Source organism: Sedimentibacter sp. B4 (genome assembly GCF_000309315.1).
Classification (GTDB): Bacteria; Bacillota; Clostridia; order Tissierellales; family Sedimentibacteraceae; genus Sedimentibacter; species Sedimentibacter saalensis.
Genome location: NZ_CANG01000941.1, coordinates 1 through 15,861, shown reverse-complemented (window position 1 = coordinate 15,861; position 15,861 = coordinate 1). Strand labels below are relative to the sequence as shown.

Below are 15,861 nucleotides of genomic sequence, written 5' to 3'. Positions count from 1 at the left end.
CCTCTGCTTGAAAATTCCGCAATTGAATCATCATTTGTTTCAACTGTGCGCCCGTCATCAAGAGCTCCTACGGAAATTACGTACCTGCTGGTTGCCGGAGACAGTATGGTGTTTCTCATGGGTCCGCTGTTTCCTACTGCTGCAACAACTATGAAGTTGTTGTCTATAGCCCTGTTTGCTGCTTTAACCAATGGGTCTCTCCTTTCTCTGTACTGAGCAATGGCTCCCAGAGAAAAATTGATTATTCTTGTTTTATAAACCTCCCTGTTTTCAATTATCCACTGGACAGTTGATAAAATGTCTGATGTGTTTCCATTTCCGCTTTCATCAAGAACTTTCACTGAAAGAATATTTGCTTCCGGTGCAATTCCTTTGTACTTACCCTTTGACGAATAGCCGTTTCCGGCAAGTATTCCTGCGCAATGAGTTCCGTGTACAGTAAGACAAAATAAAAGAATGTTGAAAATAAAAGAAACGTAATTCTATATTTTAATATCTGTTTCCCAAAAGTCATTCAAAAGGCTTACTTGGAGTACTCTTTTTTCAATCTATTCAAAATATTTATGATTATAAGATGTTTTGACTTGCAAAAAAATACCTATATAATACAAAACAAGAGGATCCTATTTTGGACCTACTCTTGTAAAAAATTATCTTTAATAATTATGTCAGTTTTTGTATTTAAACTTGAAACGGTCTCTACGTATATCTTGTAACAACATTGATAAAATTATAAAATTTTTTATTAAGAATTACAAGAAAAATTCAATCTGATGCAACAACTCAAGTGCAAAATATTATTAATGAAACGGATTTCAAGGTTAAAATTCATCCGTATAACGGGTACCAGTTTTGGACAAAGTTTAACACGCACATTCCATTGTAGTTATACTTTATCGTGTTAAACTTTTCGTGTCCAAACTTTTATACTACCAATATAGCCCTTTTAATATGTGGTTACTATAATTTTATTGAGCATAACCTAAACTTAAAGATATTTGATTAGAAACAATACATATTTCTTTTGATAGTTTGTCAAAATGCTCTTCAAAATAACTTTTTTCCATATCTGAAACACTTATGCCGGCAATAATAGTACCAGTATAATCTCTAATAGGAGCTGCAATACAATAGAAATTATTAAAATATTCACTTCTATCTACGGCGTAACCATTCTTTTTTATTTCATTTAGTTCTTCTAAAATAATTTCCTTTGAAGTTATAGTGTTGCTTGTAAATGGTTTAAAAGTAATACTATCTAATATTTGTTGGATTTGTTCTTCTTGCATACCAGATAGAATAACTTTGCCTATAGCTGAAGCGTAAACAGGTAAAGTGTAATTGACTGGTAGCATAGGTGAAGAAGAAATTCTTGAATTTACCTGGTTTTGGCTTAAGAGCATAAGCACAGAATTAGGTTTTTTAAATACACCTAAATTTATAGATATATGATATTTATTATTTATTTCTTTTGCATAATGCTCTACTACTGAGGTAAATGGAAATTTATACTTATAATGCAAGCCGATTTCAAAAAGACGATATCCTATCGAATATTTTCCCGTCGATGAATTTTTTTCGATGTAATTTTTATTCGATAAGGTATTTAAAGAAGAATAGATAGTTGTTCTATTTACTTTTAAGGCATCACTAAGTTCCTGAGCAGACATTGGAACTGGATTTTTTGCTAAAACATCAATTATATCTAGAGAACGTTCTAAAGATTTAAGTGTAGATTTATTATTTTCGGTCATGGTTATTAAAAATCCTCCTATATAAGACTTATTTAAGATTTTTATCTTAATATTTTGCTATTTAGATAAATTTATATATAAATACTATAATACTTATTGACAAAAATTGCAACAGTGTTATAATAATATCAACACAATGTCAGAATACACAACAATATGTTCGTAAAAAAGAAGAAAAGTTCTATATGCCAAAAAGTTGCACAATTCAAAGGAGAATTAGACTATATGGGAATTTATGATGATAAAATTAATAATAAACACAATTATGTAATATTAGGAGAGTCAGGTAGTGGCAAAACAGAAATTGCATTAAATCTTGCTATCGAATTGTCTAGTTTATCTAAAAAGGATGTTTATTTTTTTGATATGGACCAGACAAAAGGACTTTTTCGTGCAAGAGATTATAAGGATGAATTAATTAAAAATGGTGTTAAGTTTGTAGATACCTTCGAGTTTATGGATTCTCCAATAATACCGACTGGTATTTCAGGAGCATTAAATAATAAAGAAATTATTTGTGTATTTGATGTTGGTGGAAATGCAGTAGGGGCTAGAATGATTGGACAATTTTCAAAATATTTTACTATAGAGAACACAGATATTTTTTATGTAATTAATCCATTTAGACCGTTTTCAGAAGACATAAAAAATATTAATACTACTATGGAGTATATATTGTCAATGGCAAATGTTAATCAAGAGATGGTAAAGATACTTTGTAACCCTTGTATGGGAGACGATACATCTGAAAAAAATGTATTAGATGGATACACATGGTTACGAGAAAAATTAACAGAGACAGGAAAACAAATATATGCATTAATAATTAGTAATGGTGTAAATATAGATGATTTTATAAAGGAAGTAAAATGTATTATAGCTTCTATTAATATTCATATTGAATATATTAGATAAATTATAAGTCAAATCAATCAAGACTTGATAGTTTAAACAAATTTTATAAAAAGGATGGTGTATTATGGCTAAATTGGAATTTAATATTGAAGCATGTAAAAGCTGTGGTTTCTGTATTAAGGTATGTCCAAAGAATGTTCTAGATATTGGAGAACATGTTAACAAAAAAGGATATAAGTATGTTATTGCAAAAAATCCTGAAAACTGTATTGGGTGTAGTATGTGTGCAACTATGTGTCCGGATGTAGTAATTGAAATGTATAAATAAATCATGGAGGTATAGCAATGGATAGAAAGTTTATGAAAGGCTGTGAAGCTATAGCAGAAGCAGCAGTTAGAGCAGGATGCCGTTTTTTTGCGGGTTATCCTATAACACCGCAAAATGAAATACCAGAGTATATGGCAAGACAATTACCAAATGTAGGAGGAACATTTGTACAGGGTGAAAGTGAAGTAGCATCTGTGAATATGATTTATGGAGCTGCTTCAACAGGAACATTGTCAATGACATCTTCATCAAGTCCTGGAATAAGTTTAAAGTCTGAAGGAATATCGTACTTAGCAGGTGCTAGATTACCATCGGTCGTAGTAAGTGTAATGAGAGCTGGCCCTGGTATCGGAACTATTCAACCAGCACAGACTGATTATTTACAAGCTACAAAAGCGTCAGGTCATGGAGGATTTAAAACTATTGTTTTAGCACCGGGTACTTTACAGGAAGCGGTTGATTTTACTTATAAAGCATTTGAATATGCTCAGAGAGACAGAAATCCAGTAATAGTAGCTCCAGATGGATTTTTAGGAGCAATAATGGAACCGGTTGAGTTACCACCATATAAAGAGCTTCCTGAAACACCTGGTTGGGCAACAGTAGGAAGTGGAGACAGAGATCATATTAATATTGTTTTAAGCGGGAATTTGTTAGAAAAAGATCAGCAAATATTTAATGAACAATGTGCAAAAATGTATGAGCGTTGGGCAAAAGAAGATGTTCAGGTTGAAGAGTATATGGTTGAAGATGCAGAGTATATATTAACTGCTTATGGTACTTCTGGGCGTATATGTAAATCAGCCGTTGATGCATTAAGAAATCAAGGTATAAAGGTAGGACTAATAAGACCTATAACTATAAATCCATTCCCATATGAGTCGTTCAAAAAATTAGATGAAAAACAGGTAAAATGTATAATAGATGTTGAAATGGCTATTCCAGCACAAATGATAGAAGATGTTAAATTAGGTACATGTGATAGAATTCCTATTGATACAGTATTAACATCGGGAGGTATTATTATACCACAAAAAGCTGTTATAGAAAAAGTGTTGCTATTAGCTAAGGAGGGACAATAATGGAAAAAATATACTCAAGACCAGAATCAATTAATAAAGGCATTAGTGGATATTGTCCAGGTTGTATGCATAGCACAATTACTAAAATAGTTGCTCAAGCAATTGATGAATTACAGCTACGAGAAAAAACTGTATGTATTTTGCCAGTTGGATGTAGTACTTTAGGAGCTGTTTATTGGAATTTAGATATGATAGCTGCTTCTCACGGTAGAGCACCGGCTGTAGCAACGGGAGTTAAACGTTGTAAGCCTGAGAGTGTTGTATTTACATATCAAGGTGATGGGGACTTAGCATCTATAGGTATGTCTGAAATAATGCATGCAGCAAATCGTGGTGAAAAAATTACAACGATATTTGTTAATAATAGTATATATGGTATGACTGGTGGCCAAATGGCTCCAACTACTTTAGTTGGACAAAAGAGTACAACTAGTCCTTTAGGCCGTAACCCAGAAACAGAAGGATATCCGATTAAAATGTGTGAATTGATTTCTCAACTTCAAAGTCCTGTTTATGTAGCGAGGTTTGCAGTTGATACACCAGCTCATATTAATCAAGCAAAAGCAGGTATAAAAAAAGCATTTCTAAATCAGCTAAACAATAAAGGTTTTTCATTTATAGAAATTCTTTCTAACTGTCCAACCAACTGGGGAATGTCACCATTAGATACATTGGAATATATAAAAGAGAAAACTATGAAGGAATTTCCTTTAGGCGTATTTAGGGATAAGGAGGATTAATTTATGTTAACAAGTCTTTTAGTAGCGGGCTTTGGTGGACAAGGCGTAATGATGATAGGTAAACTTATCGGTGAATGTGCATTTGAGCAAGGAGTTAATGTAACTTTCCTTCCATCGTATGGTCCTGAACAACGTGGTGGTACAGCAAATTGTACTGTTATATTATCAGATGAAGCAATAGGCTCACCTGTATCTGACGAATTAGATGTATTGTGTGCAATGAATCAGCCTTCACTAATTAAATTTGTGGAAAATGTAAAGCCTGGTGGTGTAATTATTGCAAACAGCTCATTAGTAGATGTCAGTGTTATAGAAAGAAAAGATGTAAAGATTATAGATATTGATGCTGATACTATTGCTTATGAGATTGGTTCTAATAAAATTGCTAATATAATAATGTTTGCAGCATATATGGAAATTTCTAATACTATGCCAATGGATAGTGTTAGAGAACTTGTTCTTAAAAAATTAGGCAAAAAGCCAGAATTTGTAAAATTAAACGCGGAAGCATTTGATAAGGGTGTAGAAATAGCGAAAATAGCGTTTTTGAAATGATAGAGTCAAATATAAATAAAGAGCTATAATCTAGAAAGTATAATTTTTATGTTTTATCATTCTTAGGCAAAGTCGAAGAATCTCATGATTTCAATTTTTTTAGAGATTCTTCACTGCTTTCAAAATGACATGAACTGGCTTTCTAGTAAATAATGATGTTTATTAATGAATATAGAATTTATTTGCAATTAATTTTAGTAGTAATTTGCAACTGTACAGATAGCATAGCTTCAGCGGTAATATTTACTGCAATATTTCACTGATATTAACTAGATGTGTAGCTGAAAAATATGGTTGTCCTAAATATGATTTATAAAAAGCAAACTAAGTAGTAAAGGATGTTAATTATGAATAGATATAAAGTTGAATATGAAAGTAAATTATGTAGTTTTGAAGAAAGTTACAATTTAATTCAAGATGGCGATGTTATAGGAACAGGTTTTGCTGTAATGGAGCCGATGGGATTTTTGAAGGATTTGCATACAATTAGCCATAGAATTAATAAAGTAACTTTACTTCATAGCTTAGATATGGGGAAATACAAAATTTTAACGGACAAAGAGCACAATAAAAAATTTCATATAACTTCATGGTTTTTGATGAATTCAGGAAGACAAGCATTAAAGGCAAACAATATAGAATATGTTCCAGGAAATTTGCATAATGCTGCTACAAGGCAGATAGAGGTGGAACCAATAGATATATTTGTTGCTACAGTTACCCCAATGGATGAACATGGGTATTTTAGATTTTCATTGTCTAATATTGGAGAGCACCAATGGTCACAAAATGCGAAAAAAGTTATTTTAGAAGTTAATCCAAATTTACCTAATGTTTATGGAGATAATGAAATTCACATTAGTCAAGTTGATAAGATTATTGAATGTGATAGGCCTATACCAATACTAGATTCAGGAGAAATTAGTGAAATAGATGAAAAAATTGGTGTTAATGTAGCATCTTTGGTTGAAGATGGTTCTACTATTCAGTTAGGAATAGGCGCCATACCAGATGCTGTATCGAAGGCTTTTAAAAACAAAAAAGATATAGGTGTGCATACAGAAATGATAACTAACAGTATTGTAGAACTTGTTGAGGCTGGTGTTATTACTGGCAATAAAAAGACTCTGCATAAGGGCAAGATTGTTGGAACTTTTGCACTCGGAAATAATAGATTATATAATTTTATGAATAACAATCCGGGAGTAATGATATTGCCAGGTTATTATGTAAATGATCCACATGTTATCGCTCAAAATGATAATATGGTTTCTATAAATACCGCAATAACAGTAGATTTCTGTGGACAAGTATGTTCAGAGTCAATCAATACTAAACAATATAGTGGAAGTGGCGGACAGAGTGATACAGCTACTGGAGCAATCCATGCTAAAAATGGACGCTCAATAATAGCTTTAAGGTCTACAGCTAAAGATGATACGGTTTCTACAATATTACCGTGCTTGCCACTAGGTTCTATTGTTACATTATCTAGAAATAATATTGATTATATAGTAACTGAATATGGAATTGCTCTAATGAAAAATCAATCGGTAAAACAAAGAACAATTAATTTAATCAATATAGCACATCCTAAATTTAGAGATGAACTAAGATTGCAAGCAGAAAAATTACAATATATATAATTAGTTTTATCGGTACTAAATATTAACAATTGTTAAATGAATATGTCTAACATATAATAAGTTAAATTGTTTTTGTTTTAACTACGTAAAGTAATACTCTAAATGAATGATTATAGTTTGTTTTTTACTGTATTTTTGTTTTAGTTTATTATTATTTTTTTTACGAAATTATTATAATGTAAAGGATGGTTAATATGGAAGGAAGAAAAAGTAACGCAATGAAAGATGGTATTACAAGAATTGGATGCAGAGCCTTGTTAAAAGGTGCTGGATTTATCGATAAGGATATAGAAAATCCTTTAATTGGTATAGCTAATTCTTGGACAGATGCATTCCCTGGACACATGCATCTAAATCAAATTAGTAATGCAGTAGCTCAAGGAGTGTATGCAGGTGGCGGAACTCCGATAACTTTTTCTACTATAGCAATTTGTGATGGATTATGTAATGGTATGGATGGTATGAAATATTCATTACCTAGTAGAGAAATAATTGCTGATTCTGTAGAGGCAGTTGCCTCAGCGCATAATTTTGATGCATTAGTATTTGTATGTGCTTGTGATAAAATAGTTCCTGGAATGTTAATGGCAGCTTGTAGGCTAGATATACCATGTATATTTGTAAATGGCGGACCTATGTTGCCGGGCAGGTATATGGATAGAAAATTAGATTTAACAAGTTTAGGAAAAGCTGCCGGAGAATTTTTAACACAAAAAATAGGTAGAGATGAGTATGATGCAATTGAAAATAATTCCTGTCCTGGATGTGGTTCGTGTGCAGGTATGTTTACTGCGAATTCTATGGGGTGTATGACAGAAATTTTAGGAATGGCACTACCAGGCAATGGAACTATACCAGCAGTTGATGCTGCTAGAATTAGACTTGCTAAAGAATCAGGTAGAAAAATAATAGAAATATATAAAGAAAATATAAAACCTTCAGACATAATAACTAAAGAAACACTTGATAATGCAATTGCTATAGATATGTTAATTGGCTGTTCAACCAATACTACTCTACATTTACCAGCCATAGCATCAGAATTAGGGATTAAAATTAGATTAGAAGATTTTGATCGCATAGGAGATAAAGTTCCAAGTGTTTGTAGATTATCACCTGCGGGAGAATACTATTTAGCTGATTTGCATTACGAAGGAGGTATATCTGCACTTATTAAAGAAGGTATTGAGGGTGGATTAATCAATGGAGAATGTAAAACAATTTTAGGAAAGACTCTAAATAATATTGTTGTGGATGTAGTAGTAAAAAATAGTGATATAATTAGACCTTTAAATAATCCTTATTTAAAAAATGGTGGATTAACAATATTAAGGGGCAATTTAGCACCAGAGGGAGCGGTAATTAAAGCAAATGCGGTAGACAGTAGTATGTTTACTCATAAAGGAACGGCTAGAGTTTTTAATAGTGAAAAAGAAGCTATGAAAGCTGTTATGGATAGAAAAATAGCAAAAGGTGATGTTGTGGTAATTCGTTATGAAGGACCTAAAGGCGGACCTGGTATGCAGGAAATGGCAACTTTAATAGCTATTATGCAAGGCATGGGTTTAGATGATGGAATATCATTAATAACTGACGGAAGATTCTCAGGAATAACAAGAGGTGCTTCAATCGGACATGTCAGTCCTGAAGCAGCAGTTGGCGGGCCTATTGCTTTAGTAGAAGATGGAGATATTATAGAATACAATATAGGCAAAAAGTCTTTAAATGTTCTAGTTTCAGACGACGAATTAGAACTTCGCAGATCTAATTGGATAAAAGCAGAACCAAAAGTGAAGAAGGGTTATTTGGCAAGATATGCTGAACATGTAACATCAGTTTATGAAGGTGCAGTTTTAAAATATAATAAATAATTTAAATATTTAATTAGGAGGATAGTGTATGAGTGTTATTAATTCTATTTTAGATAAGGTAGAGTTACCTAATATGGTTAAAGTTAAACAAAAGTTTGATAGGACAATCATTGAAGATATACCTGCGGAAGTTATTAAACAACTTAATCGTGACGAGATAAGAAATAAGATAAAACCAGGCATGAAAATTGCTGTAGCAGTTGGAAGTAGAGGAATTGCAAGTATTTCGTTAATTGCTAAAACAGTACTTGATTTTATTAAACAAAATGGAGCGGAGCCTTTTATAGTACCAGCTATGGGGAGTCATGGTGGAGCAACTGGAGAAGGCCAAAAAGAGTTTTTAAATAATTACGGAATTAATAAAAAAACAATGGAAGTAGAAATAAAAAGTTCTATGGAGGTTGTGCCTGTTGGTGTTAATGAAGATGGAATTACAGTTTATATCGATAAAAATGCTTTTGAGGCAGACGGAATTATTATTTTAAATAGAATAAAACCTCATCCTGCGTTTAGAGGAAATTATGAGTGCGGTTTAATGAAAATGTTAACCATAGGTCTAGGAAAACAACAAGGCGCCGAAGTTTGCCATATTCAAGGCTTTGGTAAAATGGCTAGAAATGTAGAGATGTTTGCAAGATGCATTATTGAAAATGTAAATTTAATTGCTGGCCTTGCAATTATAGAAAATGCATATGATCAGACTCGTGAGTTATATGGACTAACTCCTAATGAAATAATAGAGAAAGAACCCGAATTACTTAATAAAGCAAGGTCTTTATTACCAAGAATTATTCCAGAAAAACTTGATGTCTTGGTAGTGGACAAGATAGGTAAGAATTTTGGTGGTGATGGAATGGATGCTAATGTTACGAGAGTATTTTTATCACCAGCAGTTCCAAATGATCCTGGAGCACCATCTAGAATAGTTGCTTTAGATTTAAGTGATGAAACACATGGTAATGCTATGGGTATGGGAATTGCAGCTAGTACAACTAGAAGATTATTTAACAAAATAGATATGGAAGCAACTTATCCTAATTCGTTGACAGCATCAGCACCAGAGGCTTCAGCTATTCCATCTGTGTTTGGAAGTGATGAATTAGCTATAAAAGCGGCAGTTAAATTTGCATATGATGCGAATCGTAGCAAATTAAGAATAGTGAGAATTCCAAATACATTGCATATTGAATATATAGAAGTTTCTGAAGCTTTAATAGATGAATTAAAAGAACGTGAGGATATAGAAATTATTAGTGCAAAACACAGCTGGCAATTTGACAATAGTGGAAATTTATTTTAGCTGATAAATAAATTTATATTTTAAAACTTAGGAGGAGAATTATATGAGAATAATGAAAGGCGTTAATAAAATTCCAGGAGGAATAATGGTTGTACCACTATTTATAGCCGCTGCAATAAATACGTTTATACCTGATATTTTAAATATAGGTACAATGACCACAGCGTTTTTTTCAAAGGCGGGAACTGCAACTTTGATAGGTATGGCTTTATTTTGTACAGGAACACAATTGAAAATTAAAGAAACACCAGAAGTATTAAAAAGAGGTTTTGTCTTATTAATTGCAAAATTTTTAGCAGGATTTATTATTGGCTTATTAGTTGGTAAGTTCGGTGGTGCTGCAGGCTTTTTTGGAATATCAGCTTTAGCAATTTATAGCGCGGTTACAAATAGTAATGCAGGATTATATATCGCATTAATGGGAGATTATGGAGATAAAAAAGATATTGGTGCTGTAAGTATTTTAGCATTAAATGATGGTCCTTTTATGACGATGATAGCACTAGGAGCTTCGGGTGCTGCCGATATACCTGTAATGATAGTTGTATCTACAATTGTACCAATGATTGTTGGATGTATTTTAGGCAATTTAGATGATGAAATAAGTCAATTTTTCAGATCGGGAACTATCATAGCAGTACCAATGTTTTCGTTTTGTTTAGGAGCTGCTATTAACTTTAATATGATTTTTGCATCAGGCTTTTCAGGAATACTTTTAGGTATTATAACAGTTGTATGTAGTGGTGGGTTATCAATATTAGCGGATAGATATATTTTGAAAAGACCAGGATATGCTGGGGCTGCAATATCTACTGCTGCCGCAAATGCAGTTGCTACACCTGCAGCGGTAGCATTAGCAGTGCCTGCTTTAGCAGATGTAGTGCCTGCTGCAACTGCTCAAATTGCTACGGCAGTTATATTTACAGCAATTTTTTCGCCTATGTTAACTGCTTGGGTTGCTAAAAAGTTTGGATGTCCTAAATATGATAATCTAAAAGTTGAGGAGTTATTATAAATGGTAAATTATATTAAAATAAATGAATATGATAATGTAATTATTGCACTTGATGATCTTAAGATGGGTAATATTCTTGAAACCAGTAGTGATGGAAATATACAAATTATAAACAACATTCCAAAATTTCATAAAGTTGCAATTAGAGACATAAAAAAAGATGAAATGATTATCAAATATGGCAGTTTAATTGGATATGCTACAGTGGATATAAAAAAAGGTAGTCATGTACATATACATAATATTGATTCAGCAAAGGCTATGGTATAGTGAGGAGGTACTATGGAAACTTTTAAAGGATATATAAGAAAAAATGGTGGAGTTGGAATTCGAAATCATGTATTGATAATACCAACTGTTTCCTGTGCAAATGGTGTAGCAAAAATGATTGAAAAAGCTGTTCCTGAAACAATAGCTTTATATCATGGTGCTGGATGTGGAAAAGGTCCAGAAATACAAATGCACAGCAGGTTGTTGGAGAATATAGGTAAAAATCCAAATACATTTGCTGTAGTTTATGTTGGATTAGGTTGTGAGACATTAAATGCAAGAAAAATTGCAGAAAATGTAAAAATCATAAATTCTAATACTTTTGCTACAGTTATACAAGAAGATGGTGGAACATTAAAATCATCTGAGATGGCAATAGAATTTGTAAAAGAGATGGTTGAAAAAAGAAAAGGATTAGTAAGAGAAGATGTTCCATTTAGCAAGCTTACTATAGGGCTAGAATGTGGTGGTTCTGACGCATTATCAGGTATAACAGCTAATCCAGCCATAGGATTTTTATCAGATTGGATAGTAAATCAAGGTGGCAGAACTATACTTACAGAGACAACAGAGTTTTTAGGAACTAAAGACAGTCTAGGTAAGCAAGGTGCTACTACAGAGATTTGTAAACAAATTTGCTATTTGATAGATAAAGGGGAAAGACACGCTGTGGAAATCTTGGGACCAGGTGCTTCAAGAGTAATTTCTCCAGGAAATATGGACGGAGGCATGTCAACAATCCAGGAAAAGTCTCTTGGATGCATAAGAAAAGCAGGACATTCGTTGGTTCAAGAGATTTTAGAACATGGTGAAATTCCAACAAAGCAAGGATTATGCATTATGGATGGCCCTGGTTATGATACAGAATCTATGACAGGATTATGTGCTGGTGGTGCTCAGCTAACTATATTTAGTACAGGAAGAGGAAACCCTGTAGGATTTCCATGTATGCCTGTTATAAAGGTTACAAGTAATAGCAATATATTTAATAGTATGCCTGGTGATATGGATATAAATGCTGGGGTAATTTTAGAAGGTGTTACTTTGGAGGACTTAGGCAATCAAATAATAGAATATGTAAAAGATATTGCAAATGGAGAATTGACTAAATCTGAATTGAATGATCAAGGTGGTATTTTATGCTTATATAGTTATTCAAGATCATTTTAATTTGTAAATCTTATTAAATTAATATTAAATAATTTATGAACTGGTTGAGTACAATTAAGGAATAATTATTAAAAATAGAATTAATCCACATTCAGCGGTTAGAGAGAAATATGAATGTGGGTTAATTAAAGAAGAGAGGAAATTAAAATGCAAATAACAGGTCTTTTATTAGCAATTTTTTTATTAATGTATTTAACGTATAGAGGTTTTCATTTATTTCCAACTAGTATCTTTGCTGGATTTATAGTAATTATTACAAATGGTATAGGTATTTGGGAAGGGTTAAGCGTAAATTATGCAAACTCTTTTGCAGCTTTTGTTATTAATTATGGATTCGTTTTATTATTTGGAGCTATTTTTGGACAAATCATGGCAGAAACAGGATGTGCTAAATCTATATCCTATAAGATAATAAAAACTTTAGGAACTAAACATATATTATTAGTTACGATATTAGTTACATCTTTATTAGCATTTGGTGGTTTAGCAACATTTGTTATAGTATTTACTGTATATCCAATAACAAAAGTTTTATTTGAAAAAGTTAAATTACCACAGACATTAAATTGTGCAGCAATGGGTTTAGGAGCTGGTACATATACAATGACAGCTTTACCTTTTTCACCATCTGTACAAAATATTATACCGACTAAAATTTTAGGTACTGATGTTGCGGCTGCACCGCTTATGGGAATTGTAGTAACTATATTCTTATTTACTTGTGGATATATGTACTTAAATAAAAGGTTGAAAAACATAGTAGCTAGTAATCCAGAGGCTCAAATTGCTCTAAGTGGTAATGTTGAAATAGATTTAAATGATGAAAAAATTCCAGATTGGAAATTATCGTTATTACCAATTATTATAGTAATAGGAACATTAATACTTACCAAGAAACTTATGGTTCCATCAGCAGGTGTTGTATTAGGATTAGTATTAGGCTCAATATGTACATTACTTGTTAGTTTTAAAAAGGATTTAGGTTTAGCAAAAATGTTAGCAACAGGGAGTAATAATGGTGGCAATGCAATAATCTGTGCAAGTGCAGTAATAGGATTTGCAGGTGTTGTAAAATCAGTGCCAGGATTCCAAAACTTTATTGATATGATATTAAACATGAACATGAATCCTTATGTAACTGAAGCAATTGGTGTCAACCTTATTGCTGGTATTGTTGGTTCTGCGACAGGTGGAGTTCAAATATTCTTAGAAGTGTTAGGTTCACATTTCTTAGAAATGGGTCTTAATCCTGAAGCGATACATAGAGTTGCAACAATCGCTTCAGGTGGACTTGACTCGTTACCTCATTGTTCAAGTGTTGTTATAATGTTATCAGCTATGGGTTTAACTCACAAGGAAGCTTATAAAGATTTTGGTGTTATAACAGTTGTTATACCATTATTTGCAACTGTTATAGCTGTAATTATGGCTATTACATTATATTAATAGATTATATGAAATTGCAATTTCATATACATAGTTATAATCTCGGTGTTAGAAATGACAGCTAAGGAATACAAAGCAATGAAAAAACGCATTGATAAACTTGGGATGGAGAATGAAATATTAAAAAAGCTACCGCCATATTTATTCGTAAGAAAACAATAAAAAAGTCGTTGCTTTTATTGAAAAATGCAAATCAAAATATACCTTTAAAACGTCAGTTTGAAATGGAAAAATTAAAGCTAAGATTAAACAAATCTAAACAGAAATCAAATCCGGATATGGTGCTCCAAAGATTCATAGAAAATTAATTAGTTGAGGAATAAAAGTAAGTCTTAAACGTTTTAAAGATATATGAGTGCAATGAATATTAGATCTATAGTTGTCAAGAAATTTCTTTATCATTTAGAAAAAGTTACACCGGATGGTAGAGAAAACATCTTAAACAGAGATTTTAAAAAAACTGGCATAAATCAGAAACGGCGCATTGATATCACTTAAATTTATACCATTAAAAATGGCTGGACTTATTTATCTTCTGCTATGTATTTCCATAGTAAGAAGAGTATTGGTTATGTATACGATAGTTATTGATAGTAGAATTAGCTGTTAAAGTTAATAAAATGAGAATATTAGTGTCAGGAGAAATACAATATGAATTCATTATATGTAGAATGTTATTCAGGTATAAGTGGTGATATGATAGTAGCAGCACTTTTAGATTTAGGTGCAAGTAAGCAAGTTTTGTTAAAAGGTCTGGAAAGCTTAAAGGTTGACGGTTATAAAATAGAGATTTCAAGAGTTAATCAAAATGGTATTAATGCGTGTGATTTTAATGTTGTATTAAATGATGATATAGTAAATAGCACGAATACATTAATAGAATCAGAGAGAAATATATTTGATATTTTTAAAATAATTGAAAGTTCATTAATAACAGACAATGCAAAAAAATTATCTAAAAAAATATTTGAAATTAAAGCAAGCGCTGAGGCTAGTGCACATGAAACAAGTATTGAAGAAGTTTATTTTCATGAAAAGGGAGCGGTTGATTCGATAATTGATATTGTTAGTGCAGCTATTTGTTTAGATAATTTAGAAATAAATGAAGTAATAGTATCACAAATTAATGATGGAAGTGGATATTTAAAATGTCGTCGTGGAATAATACCGGTACCTGTTCCAGCTGTGGTTAATATTGTGGAGGAATATAATTTAGATTTAAAAGTAACTGAAATTAATGGTGAAATGGTAACACCTACAGGAGCGGCAATTATAGCAGCTATAAGAACAAGCGATATTTTACCTAAAGAATTATCATGTAAAAAAACAGGATTAGGTGCTGGAAAACGGTCATACCCTAATGAAGGAATTTTGCGTATGTATTTATTTTAATATCTATAATTATAATAAATTTGGATCTGTGTCAATAGAGTAGATACCAAAAGTTTAACTTTTTGACACTGCTCAGGCAGCTTCATGAGCAGCCTGTGGAGTCATATAATTTATTGCACCATGAATCCTGTTCTGGTTGTACCAGGATCTAATGTCCATTGTACTCATATATCTCTGAACACGTTTAATACTTACCTTCTTTTCCATTTTAATCTATCGGTTAGAAGGTATGTTAACTAAAGCCTTGTTATAAGTGCTTCTTGGGAATCTTAAGGCTTTGCATATTAGTTTTACAGTATATTCTGATTTGTATTTTTCGATAAAAGCAAGTTAAAATCCATTTAAGCAAATTAGAAAAATATTAAATGGGATATAGATGATAAGAACAGGGAACTTTATGTTCCCTGTTCTTATGAGAAAATTCTGCTTATATCCAA

The 15,861-nt window shown here is 31.9% G+C and carries 15 protein-coding genes; 13 read left to right on the top strand and 2 right to left on the bottom strand.

What is annotated here, in order from left to right; all coding sequences use genetic code 11:
* Together BN358_RS17545 and BN358_RS17540 are read right to left on the bottom strand one after the other, a co-directional pair.
* Positions 1 to 413, bottom strand: a 413-nt coding sequence (locus BN358_RS17545) for a S8 family serine peptidase (protein ID WP_232233368.1), incomplete at its 3' end; no start/stop codon positions are given.
* 555 nt (positions 414 to 968) lie between these two features.
* On the bottom strand, positions 969 to 1,754 hold the full coding sequence (locus BN358_RS17540; protein WP_019229842.1) for an IclR family transcriptional regulator: 786 nt from the start codon (positions 1,752 to 1,754) through the stop codon (positions 969 to 971).
* A 225-nt stretch (positions 1,755 to 1,979) separates the two neighbouring features.
* On the opposite strand from BN358_RS17540, the gene BN358_RS17535 reads away from it, so the two are divergent.
* The 13 genes from BN358_RS17535 (at position 1,980) to BN358_RS17475 (ending at position 15,424) form a co-directional block, all read left to right on the top strand.
* Positions 1,980 to 2,669, top strand: a complete 690-nt coding sequence (locus tag BN358_RS17535) for a hypothetical protein (RefSeq protein ID WP_019229841.1) — start codon at positions 1,980 to 1,982, stop codon at positions 2,667 to 2,669.
* A gap of 64 nt (positions 2,670 to 2,733) precedes the next feature.
* Positions 2,734 to 2,937: a ferredoxin family protein gene (locus BN358_RS17530; protein ID WP_019229840.1), complete on the top strand. Its 204-nt coding sequence runs from the start codon at positions 2,734 to 2,736 to the stop codon at positions 2,935 to 2,937.
* Between the two features lie 17 nt (positions 2,938 to 2,954).
* Positions 2,955 to 4,019 (top strand): 3-methyl-2-oxobutanoate dehydrogenase subunit VorB, encoded by a 1,065-nt coding sequence (vorB, locus tag BN358_RS17525; RefSeq protein WP_019229839.1) that lies wholly within the window; start codon positions 2,955 to 2,957, stop codon positions 4,017 to 4,019.
* A complete protein-coding gene (locus BN358_RS17520) occupies positions 4,019 to 4,759 on the top strand; it encodes a thiamine pyrophosphate-dependent enzyme (protein ID WP_019229838.1) in 741 nt (246 codons plus the stop codon). Before vorB ends, BN358_RS17520 begins: the two co-directional genes overlap by 1 nt.
* Before the next feature lie 3 nt (positions 4,760 to 4,762).
* Positions 4,763 to 5,314 (top strand): 2-oxoacid:acceptor oxidoreductase family protein, encoded by a 552-nt coding sequence (locus BN358_RS17515; RefSeq protein ID WP_019229837.1) that lies wholly within the window; start codon positions 4,763 to 4,765, stop codon positions 5,312 to 5,314.
* Between the two features lie 347 nt (positions 5,315 to 5,661).
* Positions 5,662 to 6,960, top strand: a complete 1,299-nt coding sequence (locus BN358_RS17510) for an acetyl-CoA hydrolase/transferase family protein (RefSeq protein ID WP_019229836.1) — start codon at positions 5,662 to 5,664, stop codon at positions 6,958 to 6,960.
* A gap of 194 nt (positions 6,961 to 7,154) precedes the next feature.
* A complete protein-coding gene (ilvD, locus tag BN358_RS17505) occupies positions 7,155 to 8,831 on the top strand; it encodes a dihydroxy-acid dehydratase (protein WP_019229835.1) in 1,677 nt (558 codons plus the stop codon).
* Between the two features lie 28 nt (positions 8,832 to 8,859).
* Positions 8,860 to 10,131: a lactate racemase domain-containing protein gene (locus BN358_RS17500; protein ID WP_019229834.1), complete on the top strand. Its 1,272-nt coding sequence runs from the start codon at positions 8,860 to 8,862 to the stop codon at positions 10,129 to 10,131.
* A 43-nt stretch (positions 10,132 to 10,174) separates the two neighbouring features.
* Positions 10,175 to 11,146 (top strand): 2-keto-3-deoxygluconate permease, encoded by a 972-nt coding sequence (locus tag BN358_RS17495; protein ID WP_019229833.1) that lies wholly within the window; start codon positions 10,175 to 10,177, stop codon positions 11,144 to 11,146.
* Positions 11,147 to 11,416, top strand: a complete 270-nt coding sequence (locus BN358_RS17490) for a UxaA family hydrolase (RefSeq protein WP_019229832.1) — start codon at positions 11,147 to 11,149, stop codon at positions 11,414 to 11,416. It abuts the gene before it with no gap.
* A gap of 12 nt (positions 11,417 to 11,428) precedes the next feature.
* Positions 11,429 to 12,586 carry a UxaA family hydrolase gene (locus BN358_RS17485; protein WP_019229831.1) on the top strand — a complete coding sequence of 386 codons (1,158 nt, stop codon included), beginning with the start codon at positions 11,429 to 11,431 and terminating at the stop codon, positions 12,584 to 12,586.
* A 147-nt stretch (positions 12,587 to 12,733) separates the two neighbouring features.
* Complete coding sequence (locus tag BN358_RS17480; RefSeq protein WP_019229830.1) at positions 12,734 to 14,032, top strand: GntP family permease; 1,299 nt, start codon at positions 12,734 to 12,736, stop codon at positions 14,030 to 14,032.
* 651 nt (positions 14,033 to 14,683) lie between these two features.
* Positions 14,684 to 15,424 (top strand): LarC family nickel insertion protein, encoded by a 741-nt coding sequence (locus BN358_RS17475; protein ID WP_019229828.1) that lies wholly within the window; start codon positions 14,684 to 14,686, stop codon positions 15,422 to 15,424.
* The last annotated feature ends 437 nt before the right edge of the window (positions 15,425 to 15,861 follow it).

Bases quoted from the DNA above. Each gene is read 5' to 3' on its own strand.
- BN358_RS17540 (WP_019229842.1), bottom strand. From the start codon at position 1,754: ATGACCGAAAATAATAAATCTACACTTAAATCTTTAGAACGTTCTCTA.
- BN358_RS17535 (WP_019229841.1), top strand. From the start codon at position 1,980: ATGGGAATTTATGATGATAAAATTAATAATAAACACAATTATGTAATA.
- BN358_RS17530 (WP_019229840.1), top strand. From the start codon at position 2,734: ATGGCTAAATTGGAATTTAATATTGAAGCATGTAAAAGCTGTGGTTTC.
- vorB (WP_019229839.1), top strand. From the start codon at position 2,955: ATGGATAGAAAGTTTATGAAAGGCTGTGAAGCTATAGCAGAAGCAGCA.
- BN358_RS17520 (WP_019229838.1), top strand. From the start codon at position 4,019: ATGGAAAAAATATACTCAAGACCAGAATCAATTAATAAAGGCATTAGT.
- BN358_RS17515 (WP_019229837.1), top strand. From the start codon at position 4,763: ATGTTAACAAGTCTTTTAGTAGCGGGCTTTGGTGGACAAGGCGTAATG.
- BN358_RS17510 (WP_019229836.1), top strand. From the start codon at position 5,662: ATGAATAGATATAAAGTTGAATATGAAAGTAAATTATGTAGTTTTGAA.
- ilvD (WP_019229835.1), top strand. From the start codon at position 7,155: ATGGAAGGAAGAAAAAGTAACGCAATGAAAGATGGTATTACAAGAATT.
- BN358_RS17500 (WP_019229834.1), top strand. From the start codon at position 8,860: ATGAGTGTTATTAATTCTATTTTAGATAAGGTAGAGTTACCTAATATG.
- BN358_RS17495 (WP_019229833.1), top strand. From the start codon at position 10,175: ATGAGAATAATGAAAGGCGTTAATAAAATTCCAGGAGGAATAATGGTT.
- BN358_RS17490 (WP_019229832.1), top strand. From the start codon at position 11,147: ATGGTAAATTATATTAAAATAAATGAATATGATAATGTAATTATTGCA.
- BN358_RS17485 (WP_019229831.1), top strand. From the start codon at position 11,429: ATGGAAACTTTTAAAGGATATATAAGAAAAAATGGTGGAGTTGGAATT.
- BN358_RS17480 (WP_019229830.1), top strand. From the start codon at position 12,734: ATGCAAATAACAGGTCTTTTATTAGCAATTTTTTTATTAATGTATTTA.
- BN358_RS17475 (WP_019229828.1), top strand. From the start codon at position 14,684: ATGAATTCATTATATGTAGAATGTTATTCAGGTATAAGTGGTGATATG.